Origin of the sequence: uncultured Clostridium sp., from assembly GCF_963527835.1 — a bacterium.
Lineage (GTDB): Bacteria > Bacillota > Clostridia > Clostridiales > Clostridiaceae > Clostridium.
On record NZ_CAURTC010000024.1, the window covers coordinates 30,815 to 55,362 of the forward strand.

A 24,548-nucleotide genomic window follows, 5' to 3' on the forward strand; every position below is an offset into this window, starting at 1 on the left:
GAATGACTTAAACTTATTCTCATATACATATATAATGATAGATTAATTCCCCTTCAGTCTTTCTTTAATTTACAGTATAAATTTCATTTGAACAGTTACTTTATAAATTTAACATGGCAAATATAATATGCCTATTATGCTTAATCAAATAAGGAGGATTTACTATGCAAAACGTAACTTTGAATAACGGCGTTGAAATGCCTATCCTGGGCTTCGGAGTTTATCAAATTGAAGATGCTGCTCAATGTGAGCAAGCTGTCTATGATGCCCTTATGGCTGGTTATCGTTTAATTGATACTGCATCAGTTTATATGAATGAGGAAGCTGTTGGCCATGCTATCAAGCGCAGTGGTATCCATCGTAAAGAACTTTTCATCACTACAAAACTTTGGATTCAAGATACCGGCTACAATAGCACAAAAAAGGCATTTGCAAAATCGCTAAAACGTCTACAGCTTGACTATATTGATTTGTATCTTATACATCAGCCATTTGGAGATATCTATGGTTCATGGCGTGCCATGGAAAAACTATATCAGGAAGGTAAAATCCGTGCCATCGGTGTGAGTAACTTTCAGCCCGACCGTCTGGTTGATCTGATTATGCACAATGAGATTGTTCCGGCTGTTAATCAGGTGGAAACAAACCCATTCTGTCAGCAGGTTGAAAATGCCAAACTAATGAAAGACAACAAAGTGCAAATTGAATCTTGGGCTCCATTTGCAGAAGGACACAACAATATATTCCAAAATGATGTTCTAGTAACGCTTTCTGAAAAATACAGCAAGTCTGTGGCTCAAATTGTTCTTCGTTGGCTAATACAACGTGGTGTAGTTGCAATTCCTAAATCCGTTCATAAAGAGCGAATTATTGAAAATTTCAATATCTTCGATTTTGAATTAAGTATCAATGATATGGAGAAAATTGCAAGTCTAGATACAAAGGAGAGTTGTTTCTTCTCTCATAGTGACCCGGAAATGGTGAAATTATTCAGTGAAGTTAAATATGATATCTAACTTATTGTACAAAAAAGTGACTGCACCGCCCTCACTTCGTTATTAATATTTTTACTGCTCAATATCACTAAAGCCATTGATATTACTCAGCTTAAACAAATAAAAATTCTATAATTTTCTATACAACAAAAAGACTCTATATGGATAGACTCTCTTTTATGATTGTCTACTATATAGGGTCCATTTTACATTTGATGCACTCTTTTTTTCAATCACACAAAGAAAGAGAAATTATAGTTGCCATAGTACCTATTGCTAAGTCACTATCATATGTTTTAATAATAATCTACATATCTTTTCTTCTTTTAAAGCTTATTAATCCTTCATACCTTTCTCCTATACTACCATATCATAAGTTATGCATACTGGCTTTTGGGTTCTAGGATCACTAACTATTTCAGCATCTATATTAAATAATTCTCTAAGATTTTCTTTTGTCATAACCTCATAAGCACTTCCTTGACATACTACTTCACCTTTTTTTACACCTATCATATGATCTGCAAATCTAGCTGCATTATTAAGTTCATGTATTACCATAACTATAGTTGTACCTTGGTTTTTATTTAACTCTTCTAATAACTTTAGTACTTCTAATTGATGAGCTAAATCTAAATATGTTGTAGGTTCATCAAGTATAAGTATATCTGTTTGTTGTGCTAATGCCATTGCTATCCAAGCCCTTTGTCTTTGTCCTCCAGATAAAGCTTCCATAGGTCTGTCTCTAAACTCCTCTATTCCAGTTGATTTTAATGCCCATGTAACTATATCTTTATCTTCCTTTTTTAGTTTACCAAATCCCTTTTGGTGAGGAAATCTTCCATAAGCTATTAACTCTTCTACTGTAAGTCCACTAGGAGCTTGAGGACTTTGTGGAAGAACAGCCATAGTTTTTGCTAAATCCTTTGGATTTTGTTCTTTCATATTTTTATCATTTACATATATATCACCACTTTTAGGTTGTATGATTCTAGCTATAGTTTTTAATATAGTAGATTTTCCGCATCCATTAGAACCTATTATTGTAGTTATTTTACCCTTTGGTATATCTAAATTTAAATCCTTAACTATATCTAAATTTCCATAGGAAATATTCAAGTCCTTAGTACTTATACAATTCATTTCTTTCTCCTTTGTTTAAATTAATTATTTTTATCTATTCTGATAACATAAGATAAATAAAATATGGAACACCTATTATTGCTACAACTATTCCTACAGGAAGTTCCATAGGTGCTATTATATTTCTTGCTATAGTATCTCCAATCAATAATATTAAACTTCCAACAAGTGCAGATGTGGGAATTAATTTCTTATGTTTTGGTCCAACTAGTTTCCTAGCTATATGAGGTGCTACCAATCCTAAAAAGGCTATACTACCTGCTACAGATGTTGCTACCCCAGCTAAAATCACTGCATATATTATTAACTTTCTTCTCTCTTTTTCAACTTCTATTCCTAACCCTGTTGCTACTTCATCACCTAAATTTAATACATCTAAATATCTAGATTTGTACATTGTTATCAATGTAAATATTAGTATAAAAGGTAGAACTGCTAATACATATTTCCAACTTGCACCCCATATACTTCCCGAAATCCATGCCATTACTCTATTAAATTCTTGTGTTGTAAATCTTAATTGGAATATTGTAAGTATGGATGTAAATGCTACATTTATACCTATACCTATTAACAATAACTTTGATGAATCTATCCCATTTTTCCATGCTAGTATATAAATTAAAAATGCTCCAAATATAGCTCCACTTAAAGCAACTATTGGCATTGTAAATATAGTCATATTGCTTATACCATCATATATATTTCCATTCATAATATAAATATATATTACAACAAATAATGCTGCTCCTGAGTTTATTCCTAGTATTCCAGAGTCTGCTAAATCATTTTTAGTAACACCTTGTAAAATAGTACCTGCTATTGCTAAAGCTGTACCAACTAATACTCCAATTACTATTCTTGGTAACCTTAACTTAAATATAGCAATTTCATGACTTTTACTCCCTTGCCCAATTAAAGTTTTTATAACGTCGGATGGCCCTATAGCTAGAGAACCTATATTTAAACTAACTAAAATTGTAGTAATTGTTAGTATCATTAAAACACCCATAACTAATGCAAATCTTTTATTCTTATTTATATTTATCATCTATTTTTTATCCTTTCTAACAAGGTATATAAACATAGGAACTCCTAATAATGCAGTTAAAGAACCAATGGGAGTCTCATATGGAGGATTAATCATTCTAGCTAAAATATCACTATATACAAGTAAAACTGAGCCTAGAATCATTGAACTAGGTATTATATATTTGTAATCTGCTCCTACTATTGCCTTAGCGATTTGAGGAACTATTAATCCTACAAACACTATATTTCCTGCCACTGAAACAGATGCTCCAGTTAAAAATATTACTATTATTATGCTTACAAATCTTACTGCATTTGTTCTTTGTCCTAATCCTATTGCTACTTCTTCACCTAAACTTAAAATAGTTATTTTCGGTGCCATAATCATAGATCCTATTAATGCACTTCCTCCTACTATAGATAGTAGTTTCACACCTTCCCACTTAGCACTAACTAATCCTCCAGAAACCCAAAAGCTTAGTTGTTGAGATAGATTAAAGTACATTGCTATTCCCATAGCTAAAGATATTAGTAATGTACCTAATGCAGTTCCTGCAAGGGCAAGTTTTACTGTATCTACTTTTCTTGCTGATTTTGAGCTTATAAAATATACTAAAAGTCCACTTATACTAGCTCCAACAAAAGCAAATATCATAAGTCCAAAACTTCCTACAACTAAATTTGGATATATTCTTTGTAATACAAAAGTTACTGCTATCATAAATGTAGCGCCTTGCGTTATTCCCATTACAGATGGTTCTGCAATAGGATTTCTAGTTATACCTTGCATTATTGCACCAGCCACTGCTAAAAATCCTCCTACAAGAGAGGCTGCAATAGCTCTAGGTATTCTAACATCTCTAACTATTTTTGTATTTACATCATTACTATCTGTAACTAAACTTTTTATTATTGTTAAAAAATCTATATCTTTTGCTCCTAATGAAACAGACATAACTATTCCAGATATAAGAAGCATAATTCCTATAAACATAAATATATAAGCTAAAGTCTTTTTATTAAAATTCTTCATTGCTTCTCCTTAAACTAATTTGTCTATAAATTTAAATAGTAGGTGACAAAAGGTTTATTCCTCTCACCACCTACTCTATATAATTGTATTATTTTACAACTTCATCTTTGATTGATTGTAATAATAATTCTCTTCCTATTGGGTTATATGCTTGACTAAAGTATGGACTTGCATCAAGTATTGTTACATTATCTTCTTTAAAAGCCTTCATTTCTTTCCATACTGTATTTTCTTCTAAATCTGCTTTATCTGATTCTGTAGCGATAAGTATTATATGGTCTGCATTTATTTCAGTTAAACCTTCCACTGTAACTATTGGTAAAGTTATTCCATCTTGTGCTGGCATATTATCAGGTTGAGGTAATCCCATATCATCTTTTAATACTGTTCCTATACCGCCTTCAGTAAATACCATAAATTGTCCAGGTGATGCTAATACTGTTAAGTATGTTTTTTCTCCATTAGTTTCTTTTATTTCATCACCTAATTTTTTTGCTTTATCATAGTAGATATCTAACCATTTTTGAGCTTCTTCTTCTTGTCCAAATAATTCAGCTACATCTTTAAATTTAGCTTCCCAGTTATTTGATTTATCTTCTAACATAACTACTGGAGCTATTTCTTTTAATTGATCATATATTTTTTCTTGTCTTGGTGCCATTATTATTAAGTCTGGTTCTGCTGATAATATAGCTTCTATATCCATTGTATCCATCATTGAGTGTCCAACTATTTTTGCATTTCCTAATTTGTCTTCTATGTATGACGAAACTTTATCTGTTTGGTATGAATCTACATTTGCAGTAGCTACCAGAATATGTCCTAGTAATACTAATTCTTCACTGCTTCCTGATATATCAACTATTCTTTGTGGATTTTTGGGTATTTCCACTTCTCCTTTAACTGATTGCACTACTCTCGTTTCTTGTTTACTACTTGTGTTGCTATCACTATTGTTTGAACAACCAGCAACAATACCAAGAGTAGCTATAGTTAAACTTAATAATACTAGTGTCTTTAACTTCTTCATGTAATTTCCCCCGAATTTTATTGGTATTTTTTATTTTGCTATTGATAATCATTATCTTTTATTTAGTATTCTTATTATATCACATGATTTTGTATAGTCAATATAGTTTTTTAGATTTAAATATTAATAAATATATTTATATAAAAAAGATATTAACGTGAATTCATGTTAATATCTTTTCTTGATTTTCTTAATCATACTTATTTAATAAAATATAACCATATTTAATATTGATTATTAAATAAGCCAGCCCCTTCTATGATTTCCTGCTCCATAAATAAACTTACTACAGCTTCATTATAATCACTTAACTTTTGTGCCTTCTTTATTTTTTTAGCATATTTTTTATTATTTGAAAACATGTAAATCATATATCCCCACAATTCTTTCATTCTAAATATTGCATTTCTATCTTCATTAAATAATTCTTTATATTCATTAAAAATTTCATCATGAAAATCTTTCAGCACTTCTTTATCTATAAAAGTATTATTTTTAATCTCATTCATTAAACCTGGATTGGCCAGTATACCTCTTCCTAGCATTACTGTTTTTACTTCTGGAAAAGCTTTTATTAATTTATTATGATCACAAGCAGTGAAAATATCGCCATTATAACATACTGGATTAGTACTTAACGATAATGCATCTTTAAATATCTCTAAATTAGGTTTGTTTCCATAAAAATCTTTTTGTGTTCTAGGATGAATAATTAATTCTTCTATAGGATATTTATTGTAAATTTTTATCAGTTCATAAAATTCTTCCGGACTATCCTTTCCTATTCTAGTTTTTATAGAAATTTTAATATCATTTATTTTAAATATTTCATCTAAAAACATGTCCAATTCTTCTCTTTTTGCTAGAAATCCTGAGCCTCTATTTTTTGAAACAACAGTTCCAGCAGGACAGCCTAAATTTAAATTAACCTCATTATAACCTAATTGTTTTAACTTTCCCGAAGTATTAATAAAACCTTCTGAATCATTAGTAAGTATTTGAGGCACTATATTCATCCATTTATTATTTTCAGGCAAAACGTCCCTTAACTCTTTAGTCTTAAGACTTCTACTTTTATTTGTAACAATAAAAGGTGTAAAGTATTTATCAATATTATTAAAAAATTTTTCATAAGAATTTCTATATATGTATCCCGTAATTCCTTCCATTGGTGCTAAATAATATTTCATTTAATAACTCCTTTATAAATATTCTAAAAACATTATATCAGCATGATCTTTTCTTATCTACTTAATCTTAGTGAAACTTTAGATGAGCTAAAAGAAGAAGTTAAGCAATATATGATTTATTACAACCACTATAGATATCAATGAGATTTAGAAAAGATGACTCCTGTCCAATACAGAAATCATCTTCTCAATGTAGCCTAGACTTTTTTAAATTGTCCTTGACAAAGGGGTACCTTTTATCATCTTTTTTAATTTTTGTTGGTTTTATGGTTAAGATCATACATGATCTTTAAAATTACATATCTAACCTTTATTTTGTTTTTTTCTTACTGGTTTAAATTCTGAATTTTTATCATTAACGTCTATATAAGTATAGTCTCCATTTTCGCTTTTTTTAAGACCTAAAGATGCCATTTTCTTTTTAGTATTTTTATATTTTGTGCTCATTTATATCACCTCTTAGAGATTATTTTTGCCATTTATAATTATATTATCCTTGAGAATTATAAATTTATAAACATTATATTTTAACAATCTATGTTCTTTTTTCCGTATATACAAACAGTATATTTACTGTACTCCTAACAATTCCTTACAATTCCTTACAATTCCTTAACATCATCACCTTTTTCAAACAATATGCATCCACCATCATAATCTCCAAGTAGTATTTCATTATCCCTATAAATGCCTATACCACAAGTTACTTTCTAAAATTTATTTACAAAGATGAATAACGTAAACTTCTTCCGTGAATAATAAAAAATAAAGTAAGGTGGTGATGCTAGTGGTTAGTTCTCAATACAACAAGAACAAGAATGATAAGAGTAATACTGACAAAAATAAAAACAACAATAACAAAGATAAAGGCAATAATAAAGTAAAATAAAATATTGCATATATACTTTATATAAGTGGAGAAAATCTGCTCATAACAGTAATTAAGGTGACAGCAAATCCATTTTTTTAATGAAAAAGTAGCCCTTTGGGACTACTTTTTTCTGATGTTACTCCATTATTGAATCTTTACTTCACCAATGATATTGTGCAAAATTACCATTCTTATTAAACTTAAGAGTTATAATAATTTTCTATTACATTAATAATAAGTTCATGATTATTTTTTACGTTATAAAGACTATTATTTCTGCTTATGATGCTATCTAAATTCTAAAAAATTAGAAAAGCCAATATATTTACTACAAAAACTTACTTATATATTTTCAAAGTGCTTTTTATGTTCTTTAGCTATAAGAGGTTTGATTTTTTTGTATATCTTTATAGAACTTAAACATCAAACCAGCGGTAGTAGCTTGAGCCATTGTTAAGACCTTTGAAGTAATTATGTGAAACCTAACTTTCCTATTTTGCACATGGGAATGCTTTCTGTATATATTTATGGCTTCTTTGCTATTAAAATCAATATATTGTTTTAAGGAATTAAAATATATTCCCCCTTTTTCGATTTTAAACTCATCATGATGTCTATGGGTTCTAATTACCCAATTTTCATAACTTTTATGATTATTTAATAAGTTAACATTAGCATGCTGAGGAACTGTCAAGTCTTGAATTAAATGACAAGCAACACCTAAATAGAACATTGAATCTTTAATGTTACCATGGAAATATTCATTTAATGCTCTAGTATAGTAAGATATGCATTCTTTTTTTGCATCACTACTACCGTATAATCCCTTGTTTCTATGTGGATTATAAAAATGATTACTGCTTTTTAAATCCTGATCAGCCCAAACTACTCCAGCATTAATATCACTTATATATGATTTCACAAGTTTATAAGCTTCCATATATCCATCATTTTTTAATACTATTAAAGACTGAGTATTTATAAATTTATGAACTATACACTCAGCTTTCATTATTCTCTTCTTTACAGGATTTACAGTTTTCAGTATTTTTTTAAATACGTATGAATATGATTTTTCTAAAACTTTCATAATTATCATCCCTATGAATATATTTATAATCTAAATTATTATAAACATATATTTGACTATTATTCATGTTGCATGTGAATGAACTGTATGCCTTCATGGAAATATCAATACCCAAGAAATTTGTAGAATATTAGAAAACAGATACTTTTGAACTAATACTCCACATAAATGTAAATAGGAATAGTGGGATGTGCTAATAACTGTGTAAAAAATGTACTATGTATTAAACTTTAAATTACATATACTCCAAATAATTTCATAAGAGTTTCTTTTAACAACTATCTTAAAATAACATGAAACTAATGCATACTAAATAAATTACCTTTTATTTTTTCTTATATATTATATAATAATATACATAATGTATTTCATGGGAGGTTTATTTTTATGAATAATCAACTGACAGAAGAAAATATGAAAAATTTAAGAGAAGAATTAGACTATAGACTAACAGTAAAAAGAGCTGAAATAGCAAAGGAAAAATTAGTAGCTGCTGCACATGGTGATAGATCAGAAAATGCAGAATATAAAGAAGCTTGTGCAAACTATAGAGAAAATGATAATAGAATACAATATTTAATGAATATGATTTCAACAGCAACTATCATAGATAGTGAAACTATAGATAAATCAGTGCTTGGAATTAACAGTAAAGCTAAAATTAAATTTATAGAGGATGAAGATGAAGCTATTATAACATTAGTAACTACTATGGATTTAGACCCTGAAGCTATGCGTATAAGTATAGAGTCAGATTTAGGCAAAGCATTAACAGGCAAAAAGCAAGGAGATATAGTTGAAGTCAATGCTCCTGGAGAAAATTACAAAGTAGAAATTATGAAAATATTATAGCAATTATCGTTTTTCACTAAAGTCTATATTCGACTACTATTCTTAATATCACAAATCCGTTATATATTAATTGAATATACTATATATTTATTCAATTATATAAATCCGCGACAATACTTATAAAAGTATTATGAACAGCCCCCAGTTAAGTAGACAGGGGGGCTGTTCAAATTGCACTATTTGTTTTTTATTTTTACTATAACAGGCACATTTGCCCAATAAGTAGGTGCTCCTAAAATTATTACATCATTTGAAACTATTTCATTTGCCAAATCATTTAAGTCATCATTTATTATACAACGTCCAGTACTTCTGCATTTCATACAGCCTGTACAATAATTGATATTATAATTATATAAATTTATTGTTGAAATACAATCCCCTTTTGATTTGTATTCATCTAAAATTATATTTAAAACCTAAGCAACTTTTCCATTCTTTTTAGGACTACCTAATATACCAATTACTTTTTTTCCCATATTCTAATCCCCTTTAGTTTAAGTAATAATTAAAGAAAAAGAGTTAATGTAACTAAAGTTTCTTAGTTTCGTTAACTCTTTTTTGACTTTTAAGTAATTCGCACTTGAAAAACTAAAAGTTTTTCAGTGCCCTCTCATATATCATGTCCTTTTATAATAAAATACACCTAAAATCATAAAAAACAATTTATAATCTCTATATAATTATATAATAAAATTATGGCAAATTCATTTTTCTAATAATAAGATTTTTATATTAATTATTTTTAATATTAGATTCCAACTATTAAAAGTTCTCTAAACATGAATTTTAAATGCACTAAGACGATGCTTAGTGCATTTATTATTATTTATGTACTTATTATTTAAGTCCTTGTTCGTAGCTTTCAATCATGTGTTTAACCATGTTACCACCAACACTTCCATTTTGTCTTGAAGAAAGGTTTCCTTTATCTTGATTTTCATAGTCATTTAATCCAACTTCAGATGCAACCTCAGCTTTTAATCTGTTTAAACCTTGTCTTGCTTCTGGTACTAAAGTTCTATTACTTCCATTGTTATTTGATGACATATAAATCTACCTCCTCAAAATGTTTATTATTTATTATTTATTATTTGCCGGCAATAATATCTTAACCACTATAATAAAGAATAACCCATGTAAATATTAGTATAACTATTAATAATAACCTCATTTATATATATTTTAACTATATTTTGACTTTAAGATATTAGAGTCTACTAATAAATTTAAAATTATTATCTTAGAATTGATTCTGTTGTAAATAAAAAGTACCTTATAATCAAATCCAAGGTGATTATCCTGAAGAAGAAATACCCGAAATACATTCATCAGAACCCAGTGCTTCTAATATTGAAAAAGTAAAAAACTTTATCTTCCAAGTTCAAAAGAATTAGGAAAGATGGCTTATCTAATGCATTTGATAGATATGCTGAACAAGATGTAATATGGCTGTATGTAAAGAAGCAAATGCAGATGATATCTGATATATAGTAAATAATATACACAAGCCAATTTCTATAAGAGAATATAAAAAGGAGATTTGTTACATTGACAATGTGCAATTGTAATTGTAAGCGCCTAAATCATACCTTTAAATCTTCATACCGCATTACCTGTGGGTACGGAAGTGATGAAGGTGCAATTTATGGTTTTTCTCTTTGGGTTGCTTATTACAACTTTTTAATTATGCAATCAACTTTGTATTTGAAATCATCTCATTTATTTTGATGTTTTCATGAATATTAATAATAATAAAACAAATACTATAAAAGTAAAATTTATTACTTGGAGGTGTTTTTAATTTTTGAGCATAAAAAACAATTATTACATGAAGTAAAAGTTGAAAGACCGAATTCACAATATGCAGTATTAATGCAGGAACAATTAGGTGGAGGCAATGGAGAAGTTAAAGCAGCAATGCAATATCTTTCTCAAAGCTTTAGGATAAAAGACCCAGAAATAAAAGATTTATTTTTGGATATTGGCGCAGAAGAACTTAGCCATATGGAAATGGTCGCACAAACAATAAACTTGCTAAATGGTCATGATGTAAATAATACACAAGTTACTAGTGGTGAAATTCAAACCCATGTACAATGTGGATTATCTCCTGTATTAATTAATTCATCTGGAGCACCTTGGACAGCAGATTATGTAACTGTTACTGGTGATTTAGTTGCAGATTTATTATCTAATATAGCATCTGAACAAAGAGCTAAAGTTGTATACGAGTATTTGTATCGTCAAATTGAAGACAAAGAAGTTAGAGCAACAATTGATTTCTTACTTAATAGAGAAGAAGCTCATAATGCATTATTTAGAGAAGCCTTAAATAAAGTACAGAATACTGGTTCAAATAAAGATTTTGGTGTTACTCAAGATTCTAAACTTTATTTTGATTTATCTACACCTGGACCAGCACAAAATGCTCCAGATCCAACACCACCTTCATTTGAAAATCCTAGAAAATAAAGTTTAATATTACTATGTAAAATATTTAATTAACAGGAGGAAGAATATCATGCAATTATCATGTGGTGAATTACATAATTTAAGTGAATTAATTTTAAGCTGCGTAAATTCTATAACTAATATGGCACTGTATAAAAGTATAGTTACCGATTCAGAATTAAAATCTATTATTGAAAATCATTTTCCAGTTCATGTTCAAGACTATAATATGAAAGTTAAATTTGTTAAAGAAGCAACTGCACCTACAGAAAAACTAAATGTACCACAGTTAAAGAAAATTCTACAAGACTTTACTAAAGCACCAGTTGCAACAATTCCAGTTACTCCTAGAACAGATATACAACAATTAAATGACAGGGAAATAGCTACGGGATATCTTTTAACGTTAAAAAGAGCTGGAAGAGAATATGCATGGAGTGCTATGGAAGCAAGTAATCCAGAACTTCGAGAATTCTTAAAGGATGCATTTACAATGAGTTGTAATCATGCGTATGAAGTATATCAATGGATGGTTAAAAATGGCTTTTATGCTTTATCTCCAGCACCACAAACAGAAATAGATGCAACTGGAGCTATCTTCAATGTAGTACCACAATAAAATAAATTTTCTATAGCAATTATAGATTTTATTTCTAAAGAGTATCTGTATTTTATGGATACTCTTTATTTTACATATAAACGTATCAGTACAGTCATTATAATTAATGGAGGTAAATAATATGAAAAAGAAAAATAAAATTGTATTAGTTGTTATATTTGCATTTATTATAACAGGCGTTTTTATTATAAAAACCTTAACTGAAACAAGTGATGGTAAACTTAATACATATGTTGCAGTAAATTTAGAATTAGACAAAATCCTTAATCCTAAATCAATGAACGGTGAATCAATAGAAAAAATTAGAACACGCTTAAATAGGGATGCTACTAAATTATCTAAGAAGCCTGTACCCTTTTCAAATATAAAAAACATTACTATAAATGTAAACTCCGAAAAAATACCAGTGCGAATATATACACCTGAAGATGGACAAATATTGCCTATAATTATTTATTCACATGGTGGTAGCTGGATTGCAGGAAATCTTGATACTCATGACAATGTTTGCAGAAAGCTTTCACAAAATACAAAAGCAATTGTTCTATCTGTAGACTATCGTCTTGCTCCAGAAAACCCTTTTCCTGTTGGACTTAATGATGTATATAATGTACTACAATGGACTTATAAAAATGCAAAAAGTATAAATGGAAATGAAAGTCACATAGCTATTGCTGGAGATAGTGCCGGTGGAAACCTTTCAGCAGCAGTTTCCTTAATGTCAAAAGATAAAAATGGCCCTCACATAACTTGTCAGGTATTAATATATCCTTCCACAAACATATATGAATTGAATACTCAATCTTGGTCTGACTTTTCTAAGGATTTCAATATTTCAAAAGAAGAAATGGAAAAATACATTTCATTATATGCACCACAAAAAGAAGGTAGAAAAAATCCATATATATCTCCTCTTTTAGCTAAGGACTTTAATAAATTGCCAAATACACTTGTAATAACAGCAGAAATTGATCCTCTTAGAGATGAAGGAGAAGCTTATGGAAATAAATTAAAGGAAACAGGGATTCAATCTGAGGTTATAGGATTTAATGGTGTTACTCATGGGTTTATTACAATGGATAAGATTACGGATAAGGCAGATGAAGCATTAAATCAAATTTCTTCATATCTCAAAAATGAGTTTCAAAAACAAAAATAATAATAAACATATATTTTTTTAAATATCTGAGCATACTATATATCGTCCATTGTGCATAAAGAAAAAGAGTTAATAAAACTAAAATTTCTTAGTTTTATTAACTCTTTTTTGACTTTTAAGTAATCCACACTTGAAAAACTAAAAGTTTTTCAGTGCCATCTTTTTGTGGGTAACACTTTTTTATATCTATTCATATTATATATTACAAATAAACTTACGATAAGATAGGAGCGATATAAATGAATATTATGGATGAATTTGGATTATCAGATTGCAATTGTTTTTCAAGAAATGAAAGATCAAGTGACAGATCTGACAGATGTGAAAGATCTGACAGAAGAAGTGACAGATCTGATAGAAGCGACAGGTCTGATAGAAGCGACAGATCTGACAGAAGAAGTGACAGATCTGACAGATGTGAAAGACATGAAAGACAAGAACCTGGAAAAGCTATTTTAAAATGTGGTTGTGGTGGTTCAGCAGAAATTCCTATAGTAGGTAATAACACTTTAGGTACTTTTAGACGAATACCTATTGCTAGTGTTACTATTGATACTTGTAAATTAAAACGCCCAAAAACTCTTTTAACTTTCACTTGTGAAATAAAATCTGTTATTGACGTTGCCTTAAGATTAAATTTCTTTATTAAAAAGACTGATAAAAGAGGATGTTGTGAATATATTTGTGGAACTCATAGTTTCTCAGACGTTGCAGAGCTTGTAGAAACTCAATCATTCACATTCCAAGTTTGTGATACCTCACCATGTGATGACTGTGTAACCTATACTGTGGAATTTGCTCCAATAGATGTGGTTATAGCTCTTGGTGCTTCCATCAATAATGCTACTTTAACAGCACTTGCAGTAGAAGATCTATGCTAATATGCTAAATCTAATCTAAACATTAAATAGTAAATATGGATTGTCTCAAAATTAAAATCAATTGCAGCACATAGTATTAAACAATTGTATATCTTTAACTATGTGTTGTTTAAAAGAATATTTTGAGGCACCCATTTTTATATCAATTTTAAAAAGAGGTATTAAATGAAAAATTATAATGATATTAATTATGATTACTATGTTCCTATGGGTAAACCTGGTTCATTAGTTGCTAAAATACCAATAATCTTAACTTATTTTGAATTTTCTTTCCCATTATTTTTTAAACTTAAATCTAATAATTATATTAACTTAAATGATAATAGCCGTGATAGTAATAGAGTAATTATAGATAATATTTTATTAAATAAAAATAAACAATTGATAATTCATGGTGTTTTTATTAAAAAAATTGAATATTCAGATATGCGTGATGCTAAATCATCTATTAAATGTACTAGTATAAAGATACCTATAAACAAAGTATTAAATATAAATTTTCTACACAACCCTAATTTATCTACTGATAAAACAAATATTTTAAATAAACATAAGATTCAACCTATAAAATATACTATAGAGCATGTTAAAGTGTCTGATAGTTCTTATTCAGCACTAACTGATGATTCTGTAAATGCAATTATTTTATCTATTAAAATTTACTTATCTCAAGTTCAAAATGTATTCATTCCAGAACCTGATGGTAATTTTGCATTATTAAATAAAAACTCTCCACACTTTAAATATAGTGGATCTAATTGTAAAGATTTATATGTTGTAGGATTTAATAAAGATAGAGGCTTAATTGCTGATTATATGTCAAATATTTTTCAATAAAAGCTACTGCAAAATTACAGTAGCTCTTATTTATTACAAGAGATTTTCTAAACAATGCTGATAAGCATTTAAAGTATATTTTTAATCTACAGTAATGTTTTTGCAAATTCTAAATTATCAAATTCATTTTGTTTTATATGATTTAATGTATCAAATAAATATGTTTTATGATGTTCTGTTGTTTTAGTGAATACTTGAATAAGCTTAACTATATCATTTGGTAAATCCACTTTATTATTTAGATATCTACCAACTAAGTAGAATCTCAAAAATGAATATCTTGTTAGAAGCATTATATAGCCATCAAATACACTTTCTGTTTCTGAAAATGGGAATAAATTCTTATACATAAAATTAACAAGATAATTTTCAAAAATATAGCTATGAGTATTTATAAATTTTTCAATATAATCTTCAAATGCACTTATATAAAATTCTGAATTCTTAGTTACATCCTTTACTTCATCAAATTTAAATCCCTCTATAAGTTCTTTAGTATACTCTTTAAAAGTCTCACTATCAATTTCTTTAAATACATTTAAGTCATCTACCATCTTCTTAAAAAATGAAACTTGAAGAATATAATTCATGTTATTTTTTTCATATGAATCATCAATTGAATTTATATTATATCCCTTTATAAATTTATGTACATTACTAAAATTATAATCAAGTTCTTCTTCTAATTTTTCTAAAAATTCTCCTAAAATATAAAGTCTTTCGCTTAAATCAAACTTTCTATTTTTTATTATCTTAATACTTAAATCTCTAATTTCTTTAAAATACTTTACAGGTGAATCCTTAAACTCTTTAGATTTTGTATCGATATTACTTGATAAAATATGTTTTCCTAAAGTTTCTTGGCTCTCTTTAAATTCAATCCCCTCTTTTTTTAATAAAAGGGTTCTTGCAGCTTCAGGACATGCCACATCAAGGGACATTTCATAATATCCATCTATTCTATTTGTAATTCTAGGAAAAGATGTGCATACATTTGAAAGATATTCTTCACCTAACTTAGAATGAATTATACAGTAATTTTCATCATCTAAAAATGGACATCTTTTTCCTTTTTTTAATTTTACTTTTCCATAATCTATGTCATCACAACAGTAACCAGTATTATTATGAACATTCTTTTGAAACATTTTTCTCATTTCTTGATCTTGAACTTTGTAATATTGTTTAAATGTAGTTTTATCGATATCTACATCCCAGCCAATACAACAGCTATCTTCGCAGCTTCCACCTATACACTTAAACTCTTTAAGATACATTGGATATCTCATATTTATCTTTCTTTCCATTACTTTCTTCCTTATCTAATTTATTATTTAACTTTAATATTATATAATTTTATTGCCATACTTAATGTTTTATTAAGTTGCTTTACTTCCTTTAAAACTGGATCTAAAGAATCATGAACATTCTCTACAAATAAATCTATATGAAATCTTAATGTATTTCCAAGTTGTCTTCCATTAGGTGTTTGTGGCAGCATGGCAAATGGTGTTAGTTGTATTCTAGTTTTATCTCTTGCATAATCTCTAACAAACCAAGCAATAAACTCTAATGCCTCTAAACCTTCTTTTGATTTTTCAATTGTAAATCTAAATTGCACTAGTAGTTCATTTTCAAATCCACCATTTGTTCTTAAAATAGCTGCAATTGGTAAATGTGCATAATCTGTAGTTAATACCAAATCAGAATCTACACCTTCTAAGTCACAAACTCCACTTTCAATTGAATCAATCCCCACAATATTATAGATAGTATCTTGAAAATTCTTAACATCTATTGGGTATTTCATAAACTTAAAGCACCTCCCAACATATATTACTTTTATAAAATAAGTATATCATAAATATAAAAAGTAGCACTAATATTTCTAGGTATTAATGCTACTTTACTATCTGTATTGTTTTATTGTGAGTACAGTCCATTGGCTATTTAATTAGATACATTTCTTGCTCCTTAAACCATAATGGCATTATTTTAAATTCATGATTCTTATACCCAATGCCTTATTTTATCCATACAAATTCATAAGGTTTTAAGATGATATTACCATCTATTTTTCGTCCTGTAACCTTATCTACGCCTGTAATATTACAATAAACATTAGCTTCTTTACTATCAACATTTAAAATTAAAGTGATCTTTTCATCTGTTTTTTCATTAAATCTTTCTAATGCAAATATATTTTCGCCTAAATTTAAAGCTTTTTGCATTGCAAATGGTGAGAATGCTGATTCTTCTTTTCTTAAAGCAATTAATTTTTTAATTCTAGAGAATATGGCATTTCTTCTTTCATCTACTTCTAAATCCTTTGAAATTTTAGTGTACTCTAATTTTTCTCTATTGATTCTTCTGTTTATTCCTGATTCTTCTAATCCTTTATAATCATTTCTTGATCCTAATAATGAATGATAATAAATAGCTGGTACACCAACACAACTTAAAAGAATTGCATTGGAAGCTATAATTTTATCTACTTGTGTTTCAGTAGATATATCTTCATTTTTGTTAATAAGAGCATCATTGTAATTTATGTTTAATTCATATACTGATTTTGTCCCATCTGTATTATTCTTATATGAAACTCTTCCACCATTTTCAACTACTTTATCAACTAAAACTTGCTTTTCATCTTCAGTAAGAATGCCTTCTGTTGGTCTCATACCTATTCCATCATGGCTTGATAAGAAGTTAAAGTATGTAGCATTTTCTGAAACCCTATCTATAGTTTTTGCCCAGTCAGTAAGCTTTTTTGAATTATGAGTAGTTAGTGTATAAAGCACTAATGGAGGTAATGTAAATTGATAGACCATGTGAGCTTCATTGCTTTTATTCCCAAAGTAACTTATATTTTCAACATGTGGCACATTAGTTTCTGTGATTATTTGAGTATTTTTCTTAAAGTAATCTAATAATAATCTCCATATTTCTATAATCTTATGAGTTTCAGGTAAATGCATACAATTTGTGCCTGACTCCTTCCATAAGAATCCTATAGCATCTAATCTTATTGATGTTGCTCCATTTTTAGCATAGTTTAATAAAATATCTGTCATTTCAATAAACAATGGGAAATACTTTATATTAACATCTATTTGATCCTCACTGAATGTTGTCCAAGCAGTTTTAACCCCATCTTTACCTTCATATTCATGGAATAAAGGTGATGTTCTTGGCCTAACAACATTTTTAGTATCAAAACTTTTATCTTCCTTTATAAAATACTCTGCATATTTTTTTTCATTGTTTAAATAACCTTTAAACCAGCTACTGCTTTTTGATATATGGTTTGCAACAAAATCATACATTAATCTGTAATCCTTTGATAAAGTATTTATATCTTCCCAATTTCCAAGATTTTTATCTATCTCCATATAATCAACTACTGAAAATCCATCATCTGAAGTGTAAGTAAACATTGGAAGTATATGAACATCTGTAATTGTGTCCTTTACCTCTTCCTTTAAAAACTTATTTAAAGTTTGTATTGTAGGTACATCCTCTTCATAAATTGAATCCCCATAAGTAATTAAATAAACATTTTTTTCTGACACTTCATCAGCCTTATTAAACTCTTCATTTTCCCACTTGCTTACTAATTTATCAAATTCCTCTTTATATTCTTCTTTATAGTTTTCACCATAAATAAATTTTATTTTATCTATAACTGAGTTAATTAACTCTACTCTATTCATAACAGCTTACCTCCAAACTTCCTATAAAATCATCTTTATAGTTACATATCCTCTTGGTTTAATTACTACTTCATCCTTAACCTCTTCTAAAACTCTTTCATACAAATTAGTTAAGAAAATATTCTTTCCATTTTCTTTAGTTAAATTAACCTTAATTTCTTTTTCTCCTGGATTAAATAATCTTAATATAAAACCATCTTTTTCATAACTTTCCTTTAACACACTTTGAATTGCGTATTTGTTGTCTATTGAGAATAGTGAATATTCATCATTTATATTCTTTAGATTTAATGGAATTTCAAATCTTTCTACTCTCTCTTCGAATAGATTTAACTTTTGAAGTTGATAACTTGTATATCTATCTAAATATTTATCTAAAGTATTAAATAATTTGTTTTCAAAATCATTTTTAATTCTTCCAAGTGTTATAGCATATTCAAATGACATTTCTTTAAGCATTTGTGCATCTTTAGTGTACACTACTTTATTATTAATTCCTGATGCTCTACCTGGTCTCCATAAAAGATTATCTCTTCCTAATAAACCAACACTTCTAAATAAAGTTAACGCAATCTTAGAATCCTCTAACACTTCATATTCCTTTATCCCCTTAGCCATTACTGTGTATAATTTATCTTCTTCCTTTAAAGAAACAATATTTTCTAAAGCATAAACTGGAACTGGTGCCTCAGCAAACCCGTCTTCTCTCCAAGTATTAATGTATTTATTTTCATTATTTCTTTCTATTAATGAATAACCTTCATCACTTAAAGATGATTTGCTATTAATTCCTGTATTTAAAACTACTCTTACTCTATGATTTTCTATAGTATTATTGATTTTGTGATTTACTCTAATAAATTCTTCACCTAATCTAAGTTCTATCACAGTTTCAACTTTTCTTTCACCCTTTTTATGTTGTAGCTCCATTATTTGAATTGCTTTAGATTTTTTCACTTCTAAAACTTCAAATTCATTAATCACACTTAATTTTCCATCTTCAGTTGGCGAGAAGTCATATGAATCTCCTGCATCTTCATCTTCTTCAAAATACAATGCATTTATAGTTTTTTCACCAGTTATTTTATTTAAGATAGATATTACTCCAGCTTCAACATCTACTTTAAACACTTCATTTTCAATATGATTTGAAGCTTGCACCATTAAGATATCTTCTTCCATTTTCTCTACTTCATTAATTAATAAAGTCTTATACCCAATTGCAGGTAATTCCATGTTTTTAATTAATATTTCACTTCTATAATAACCTAGAAGTTCAATTTCTTTTTCACCTTCTGCTGTTACAACTACTTGTTTTCCGCCACTTAAATATTCACTTTTAATTAAGCTAAACTCTACTTTTTCTCCATTTAAGTCTATAACTTCAAAAGTATTATTATTTGTAAATATTACTGTCTTTACATTTTCTCTAGAATTTTTAACTTTCGTATTAAAGATTAACACTATATTATCTTTTTTAAGCTTTTTAGAAACAGCATTAGTAATTTGCTTTTTAATTATGTTAACTAAATCTGAAGCAATTCTATCTACTTTTTCAATTCTATTTATTATTTCTTTATTAGTTTCATCTGAATTACATCCGCCAATACTATCATGTGCATGAACATCAAACAAAAGCTTCCACATAGTATCAATCCATGGTGTAGGATACTTAAGCCCTAAAGATTTTCCTATTGTTGCTAATGGTTCTAGGATGTAAAGAATTTTATTTTCTACATCATAGTTACCTTTTTTAATATCATATCTTTGAGATTTTATTGTGTTATGTATTCTTGATTTTTGACAAGCAATTAACTCACCATTAATTTCATTTTCAAAGTTTTTATTTGTCCAAGTATCTTTCATAAATTCTTCATAGTCTGAAAGAATAAACTCATATTTATCTTGCTTTTCATTAAGCTCTTTTACTATAGCAGGGAATCTTTTTCTTACTAAAACTTGGTCTCCACCTGCTGGTAGTAAAATATTATTTGAGTCTTTATTTAAACCTTCTAATTTTTCAAGCATAGGGAATAATTTCTCTTCTATATATTTATCATCAGAATCTAGGAACTTTCCTGGTCCATATCCTAAGAAAATATTATTTGCATTTACTTTTTCTCCATCTGGTGAAGTCCATGTAAAGTTTAAGTTTCCATTTAACTCCTCTGTATAAATCCCTCTTTGAAGTACACTATCCTCTATACCAAATCCTTTTAAGATTGAAGGAAGATATTGATTTTGTCCAAATATATCTGGTAAATATCCTATTTTCATAGAATTTCCATACTTGTCACCTAATCTTGTCCCATATAATAAATTTCTAACTATAGATTCTTTATTTACCAATAGAGAATCAGTTTGTGTATACCAAGGTCCAACAAAGATTCTCTTATCTTTAATTAATTTCTCTAATCTCTCCCTATCTTCTGGATACAATTTCAAATACTCTTCAACTATTGATAATTGTGCATCAAAAGTGTAGGAACTAAATTCTTTATCTCCTTCTAAAACATCCATAAGATATGGTATATTTTCGCTAAGTAGTACATTGGAATCCTCTATTGAAAAGTACCATTCTCTATCCCAATGAGAATGTGGTACAACATATACCTTTTTTTTAATCATTGTAATCCTCCTGAAATATCTTATTAATGAAGGAACTAAAAACTATCATAAATAGCTTTTAGTTCTCTATTTTTTTAATTAATTAAGCATTTCTCTTTTCTTCTCTTTTTATAATGTAGAATCTTATAAAGATGTTAGCTAAAGCTATGAATAATACACCAACTAAAAGACCTAAAATATATGCCCAAAGATTTTCAACTAAAGGCCATCCCCAAATTGCTGGTAATGGATTCCATTGTACTGCTCCTAATGCAACAGCTGTACAAGAACCTAATATTGCTCCAAGAATGTTTATTGGAATTGTTATTAATGGGTTCTTTAACATAAATGGAATTGCACCTTCGCTTACTGCAATAAATCCAAGTAAAATTGAAGTGTTACCAACAACTCTTAAATTTTCATCGAATACTCTTCTCTTAACAACAAACTTATCAAGTACTGTAGCCAATCCTAAACCAATTGGAGGTATTACAATTGCTAATACTCTACCTGTTAGTGGAAAAATCGAATCTGCCGCAAGTCCTATTGCAATAGCACCTGCTGCTTTGTTAACTGGTCCACCTAAGTCAAATGCTGTACATGCTGCAATTACTGCTGTTAACATCATAGTACTTCCTGTATCAAATGATGCTATCATGTTTGATAACCATCCATTTAGCCCACCAAATACTGGATCAACAACATAAAAGTTTAAAATAAATATTACTAAAACTGAGATACCTGGTAATAAAAACATTGGCTTCATAGCTTGTAAATTTTTTGATAACTTAATTTTTTGATTTAAAAATCTTGTTAAGTAACCTGCAACTAAACCTAAAACTAATGCACCTAAGAAACCAGAAGGAATCCCATCTTTAACTCCCCAGAATGTGAAATGTAAACCACCTGCAAATACACCACCTATAAGCCCTGGTACAATACCTGGTCTATCAGCTATTGAATAAGCAACGTATGCAGCAAATATTGGGTAAATAAACTTAAATATTAATCCACCAAACTTATCTAAATAATGAAGGAATACATGTAATTGATTTGTACTTTCTGCAAAAGTACCTAAGTTATCAATTTGACCGATTCCCATTGCCCAAAGCTTTGCAATACCCATCATCAAACCTGCAGCAACAATAACTGGAATCATATATGAAATCCCTGTCATTATAGCTTCCATCATTTCTGAGAATAAACCTTTTGGCTTATCACTCTCTGCTGATGCTTCTTGAACATCACCTTTAACTTTTCCATCTGGATTATTTAAAACTCTTTCTATTAATGCCTTAGAATCCTTTAGTGGTTCTGCAACTTTAACTTTTATAAAGTTTTTTCCATTATATCTTTCTACATTTTTAGCGGCTATGTCACAAGCAAAAATAACTCCATCAGCATTTTTAATATCCGCTACTTTGTGCTTATCTTCAATTCCATTAGCTCCTTGCTTTTCAACAAGAACTCTAACTCCCATTTCCTTACCTGCTTTTTCTAAAGCTTCAGCAGACATATATGTATGAGCAATACCTGCTGCACAAGCTGTTATAGCTAAAATAGTTTTGTTATATTCTTTTACTTCATTATCAGCTTTCTTATAATCTAAAGCTTCTAATAATTGTTTTGAATTCTTAGCATTTTTTATATTTGTAGTAAAATCTTCATACATTAAAGCAGAAGATAATTCAGCTAATAATTTTAAATGAGTAGATCCTTCTTCTGACTTAGGTATAGCTAATAAAAATACTAAGTCTACATTATTATCGTCAGTAACACTTTCCCAATCAGTTAATGGCTTTTCTAATCTTGCAACAGCAAAAGCAGCCTTCTTAACTATTTCCGACTTACCATGTGGAATTGCTACTCCTCTCTCTAATCCTGTTGGAGAATGAGCTTCCCTTTCCATAACCACATCAAAAAATCCCTCTTTTGATGTAATTACTTTTTCTTCATATAATTTTTCAATTAATTTTTTAATAACTTCTTCTTTATTTCTACATGTTTGATTTAAAAGAACAAGTTTTTCATTTGTCATTTTCTTTAAATCCATTTGTACTTCCCCCTTATTTAATAAAGTAAGTCGATTTTTTCTTTTGAAACCTTTTACAAATTTATTATTACACATATTTTTTTAATTTTGTTATACGATAAAAGTATAATTTTACTTTTTAATGTCGAAATTAATGTAAAGCTTTAGTATAATAAGCTTACACTTTAAATTGGGAGGACTAATATGAGCACCCTTATTAATTATTTTTCCGATAAACTTAATAATTTAACCTATGCTGAAAAACATATTTTTTACTTTATTAATTCTGATTTAGAAAAAGCTAAAAAACTTTCTCTTACAAGAATGGCTGAAGAAAATAACGTTAGTACTACAACTGTAGTTAGAATGTGCACAAATCTTGGTTTATCAGGGTATTCTGAATTAAAATATATACTAAAAAATATGAATACTAACTTAACGCCAAATATTGACAATTATATTGGAACAATAAAGAGTAGTATAAATCTCTCTTTAGATAAACTTTCAATAAAAAATATTAATAAATTAGTAGATGCTATTCATAAGGCAAAGAAAGTAATAATTGTTTCTGTAGGCCTATCAAAACCTATGGGAGAATACTTTTCAAAGCTTTTAATGCAAGCTAATAAAAGTAGCTTTTACATTTATGAATCACATATTATAGATCTTTTGGATAAAAGTACATCACATGATGATCTAATTATTTTCATATCAAATAGTGGAAATACATCAACATTAACAACAGTTGCAGAAAAACTAAGTTACCGAAATTTTAAAACAGCAGCAATAGTTAATACCCCTGACTCATCACTTTCAAAGTTTGTGGATATCGCTATTAATACACATTCAGAAAAAAACACATTATATGGATATGATATTACTCCTCGTTCAACTCTTTTAATAATTTTAGATGTTATATTTGCTTATTATATCAATAAAACTAAATAATATACCCATAATCGAGTAGGAGCTAAATAATTATTTTATTTAGCGTCCTCTCACACCACCGT

General features: G+C 28.3%; 22 protein-coding genes and 2 pseudogenes. 10 read left to right on the forward strand and 14 right to left on the reverse strand.

Annotated features, from left to right (window positions below):
- The first annotated feature begins 164 nt into the window (after positions 1–164).
- Entirely contained in the window at positions 165–1,016 is an 852-nt protein-coding gene (locus tag RYM86_RS11985) for an aldo/keto reductase (RefSeq protein ID WP_315080716.1), read from the forward strand.
- Between the two features lie 336 nt (positions 1,017–1,352).
- On the opposite strand, the gene RYM86_RS11990 is transcribed toward RYM86_RS11985, so the two are convergent.
- From RYM86_RS11990 to RYM86_RS12010, 5 genes are all read right to left on the reverse strand, one after another.
- Positions 1,353–2,138: an ABC transporter ATP-binding protein gene (locus RYM86_RS11990; protein ID WP_315080717.1), complete on the reverse strand. Its 786-nt coding sequence runs from the start codon at positions 2,136–2,138 to the stop codon at positions 1,353–1,355.
- 34 nt (positions 2,139–2,172) lie between these two features.
- Positions 2,173–3,189, reverse strand: a complete 1,017-nt coding sequence (locus RYM86_RS11995; protein ID WP_315080718.1) for an iron ABC transporter permease — start codon at positions 3,187–3,189, stop codon at positions 2,173–2,175.
- Positions 3,190–4,203: an iron ABC transporter permease gene (locus RYM86_RS12000; protein WP_315080720.1), complete on the reverse strand. Its 1,014-nt coding sequence runs from the start codon at positions 4,201–4,203 to the stop codon at positions 3,190–3,192.
- An 88-nt stretch (positions 4,204–4,291) separates the two neighbouring features.
- Positions 4,292–5,233, reverse strand: coding sequence for an iron-hydroxamate ABC transporter substrate-binding protein (locus tag RYM86_RS12005; RefSeq protein ID WP_315080721.1), 942 nt, complete (start codon positions 5,231–5,233; stop codon positions 4,292–4,294).
- Between the two features lie 224 nt (positions 5,234–5,457).
- A complete protein-coding gene (locus tag RYM86_RS12010; protein WP_315080723.1) occupies positions 5,458–6,423 on the reverse strand; it encodes a tRNA-dihydrouridine synthase family protein in 966 nt (321 codons plus the stop codon).
- Between the two features lie 96 nt (positions 6,424–6,519).
- Between RYM86_RS12010 and RYM86_RS18515 the strand changes: the two are divergent.
- Positions 6,520–6,624 (forward strand): annotated as a pseudogene (locus tag RYM86_RS18515) (IS3 family transposase); the annotation flags it as partial.
- 102 nt (positions 6,625–6,726) lie between these two features.
- On the opposite strand, the gene RYM86_RS12015 reads toward RYM86_RS18515, so the two are convergent.
- Together RYM86_RS12015 and RYM86_RS12020 are read right to left on the reverse strand one after the other, a co-directional pair.
- The gene (locus RYM86_RS12015; RefSeq protein WP_315080724.1) at positions 6,727–6,870 is read right to left on the reverse strand and encodes a hypothetical protein; all 144 of its coding nucleotides are present in this window, start codon (positions 6,868–6,870) and stop codon (positions 6,727–6,729) included.
- A 797-nt stretch (positions 6,871–7,667) separates the two neighbouring features.
- Positions 7,668–8,384, reverse strand: a complete 717-nt coding sequence (locus tag RYM86_RS12020) for a zinc dependent phospholipase C family protein (RefSeq protein WP_315080725.1) — start codon at positions 8,382–8,384, stop codon at positions 7,668–7,670.
- Positions 8,385–8,466: 82 nt separating this feature from the next.
- Between RYM86_RS12020 and RYM86_RS12025 the strand changes: the two are divergent.
- Together RYM86_RS12025 and greA are read left to right on the forward strand one after the other, a co-directional pair.
- Positions 8,467–8,594 (forward strand): annotated as a pseudogene (locus tag RYM86_RS12025) ((4Fe-4S)-binding protein); the annotation flags it as partial.
- Positions 8,595–8,771: 177 nt separating this feature from the next.
- Positions 8,772–9,236 carry a transcription elongation factor GreA gene (gene greA, locus RYM86_RS12030; RefSeq protein ID WP_315080726.1) on the forward strand — a complete coding sequence of 155 codons (465 nt, stop codon included), beginning with the start codon at positions 8,772–8,774 and terminating at the stop codon, positions 9,234–9,236.
- 176 nt (positions 9,237–9,412) lie between these two features.
- Here greA and RYM86_RS18520 read toward each other — a convergent pair whose 3' ends face one another.
- Positions 9,413–9,559, reverse strand: a complete 147-nt coding sequence (locus RYM86_RS18520) for a hypothetical protein (protein WP_399547705.1) — start codon at positions 9,557–9,559, stop codon at positions 9,413–9,415.
- Between the two features lie 517 nt (positions 9,560–10,076).
- Positions 10,077–10,286, reverse strand: coding sequence for an alpha/beta-type small acid-soluble spore protein (locus RYM86_RS12040; protein ID WP_315080727.1), 210 nt, complete (start codon positions 10,284–10,286; stop codon positions 10,077–10,079).
- A gap of 753 nt (positions 10,287–11,039) precedes the next feature.
- Here RYM86_RS12040 and RYM86_RS12045 point away from each other — a divergent pair.
- The 5 genes from RYM86_RS12045 (at position 11,040) to RYM86_RS12065 (ending at position 15,186) form a co-directional block, all read left to right on the forward strand.
- Positions 11,040–11,711: a manganese catalase family protein gene (locus RYM86_RS12045; protein WP_315080744.1), complete on the forward strand. Its 672-nt coding sequence runs from the start codon at positions 11,040–11,042 to the stop codon at positions 11,709–11,711.
- 49 nt (positions 11,712–11,760) lie between these two features.
- On the forward strand, positions 11,761–12,309 hold the full coding sequence (locus tag RYM86_RS12050; protein ID WP_315080728.1) for a spore coat protein: 549 nt from the start codon (positions 11,761–11,763) through the stop codon (positions 12,307–12,309).
- Between the two features lie 121 nt (positions 12,310–12,430).
- Positions 12,431–13,468, forward strand: coding sequence for an alpha/beta hydrolase (locus RYM86_RS12055; RefSeq protein WP_315080730.1), 1,038 nt, complete (start codon positions 12,431–12,433; stop codon positions 13,466–13,468).
- Between the two features lie 239 nt (positions 13,469–13,707).
- Positions 13,708–14,349 (forward strand): DUF4489 domain-containing protein, encoded by a 642-nt coding sequence (locus RYM86_RS12060; protein ID WP_315080731.1) that lies wholly within the window; start codon positions 13,708–13,710, stop codon positions 14,347–14,349.
- 165 nt (positions 14,350–14,514) lie between these two features.
- Positions 14,515–15,186, forward strand: a complete 672-nt coding sequence (locus tag RYM86_RS12065) for a hypothetical protein (protein WP_315080732.1) — start codon at positions 14,515–14,517, stop codon at positions 15,184–15,186.
- Between the two features lie 86 nt (positions 15,187–15,272).
- Here RYM86_RS12065 and fliB read toward each other — a convergent pair whose 3' ends face one another.
- The 5 genes from fliB to RYM86_RS12090 form a co-directional block, all read right to left on the reverse strand.
- Positions 15,273–16,493, reverse strand: a complete 1,221-nt coding sequence (fliB, locus tag RYM86_RS12070) for a flagellin lysine-N-methylase (protein ID WP_315080733.1) — start codon at positions 16,491–16,493, stop codon at positions 15,273–15,275.
- A 23-nt stretch (positions 16,494–16,516) separates the two neighbouring features.
- Positions 16,517–16,996, reverse strand: coding sequence for a hypothetical protein (locus RYM86_RS12075; protein WP_315080734.1), 480 nt, complete (start codon positions 16,994–16,996; stop codon positions 16,517–16,519).
- A gap of 214 nt (positions 16,997–17,210) precedes the next feature.
- Positions 17,211–18,899: a sugar phosphorylase gene (locus RYM86_RS12080; protein WP_315080735.1), complete on the reverse strand. Its 1,689-nt coding sequence runs from the start codon at positions 18,897–18,899 to the stop codon at positions 17,211–17,213.
- A gap of 21 nt (positions 18,900–18,920) precedes the next feature.
- Entirely contained in the window at positions 18,921–21,527 is a 2,607-nt protein-coding gene (locus RYM86_RS12085) for a glycoside hydrolase family 38 C-terminal domain-containing protein (protein WP_315080736.1), read from the reverse strand.
- An 82-nt stretch (positions 21,528–21,609) separates the two neighbouring features.
- Entirely contained in the window at positions 21,610–23,559 is a 1,950-nt protein-coding gene (locus tag RYM86_RS12090) for a fructose-specific PTS transporter subunit EIIC (RefSeq protein WP_315080738.1), read from the reverse strand.
- A 183-nt stretch (positions 23,560–23,742) separates the two neighbouring features.
- Between RYM86_RS12090 and RYM86_RS12095 the strand changes: the two genes are divergently transcribed.
- A complete protein-coding gene (locus tag RYM86_RS12095) occupies positions 23,743–24,486 on the forward strand; it encodes a MurR/RpiR family transcriptional regulator (RefSeq protein WP_315080739.1) in 744 nt (247 codons plus the stop codon).
- Positions 24,487–24,548 lie beyond the last annotated feature (62 nt).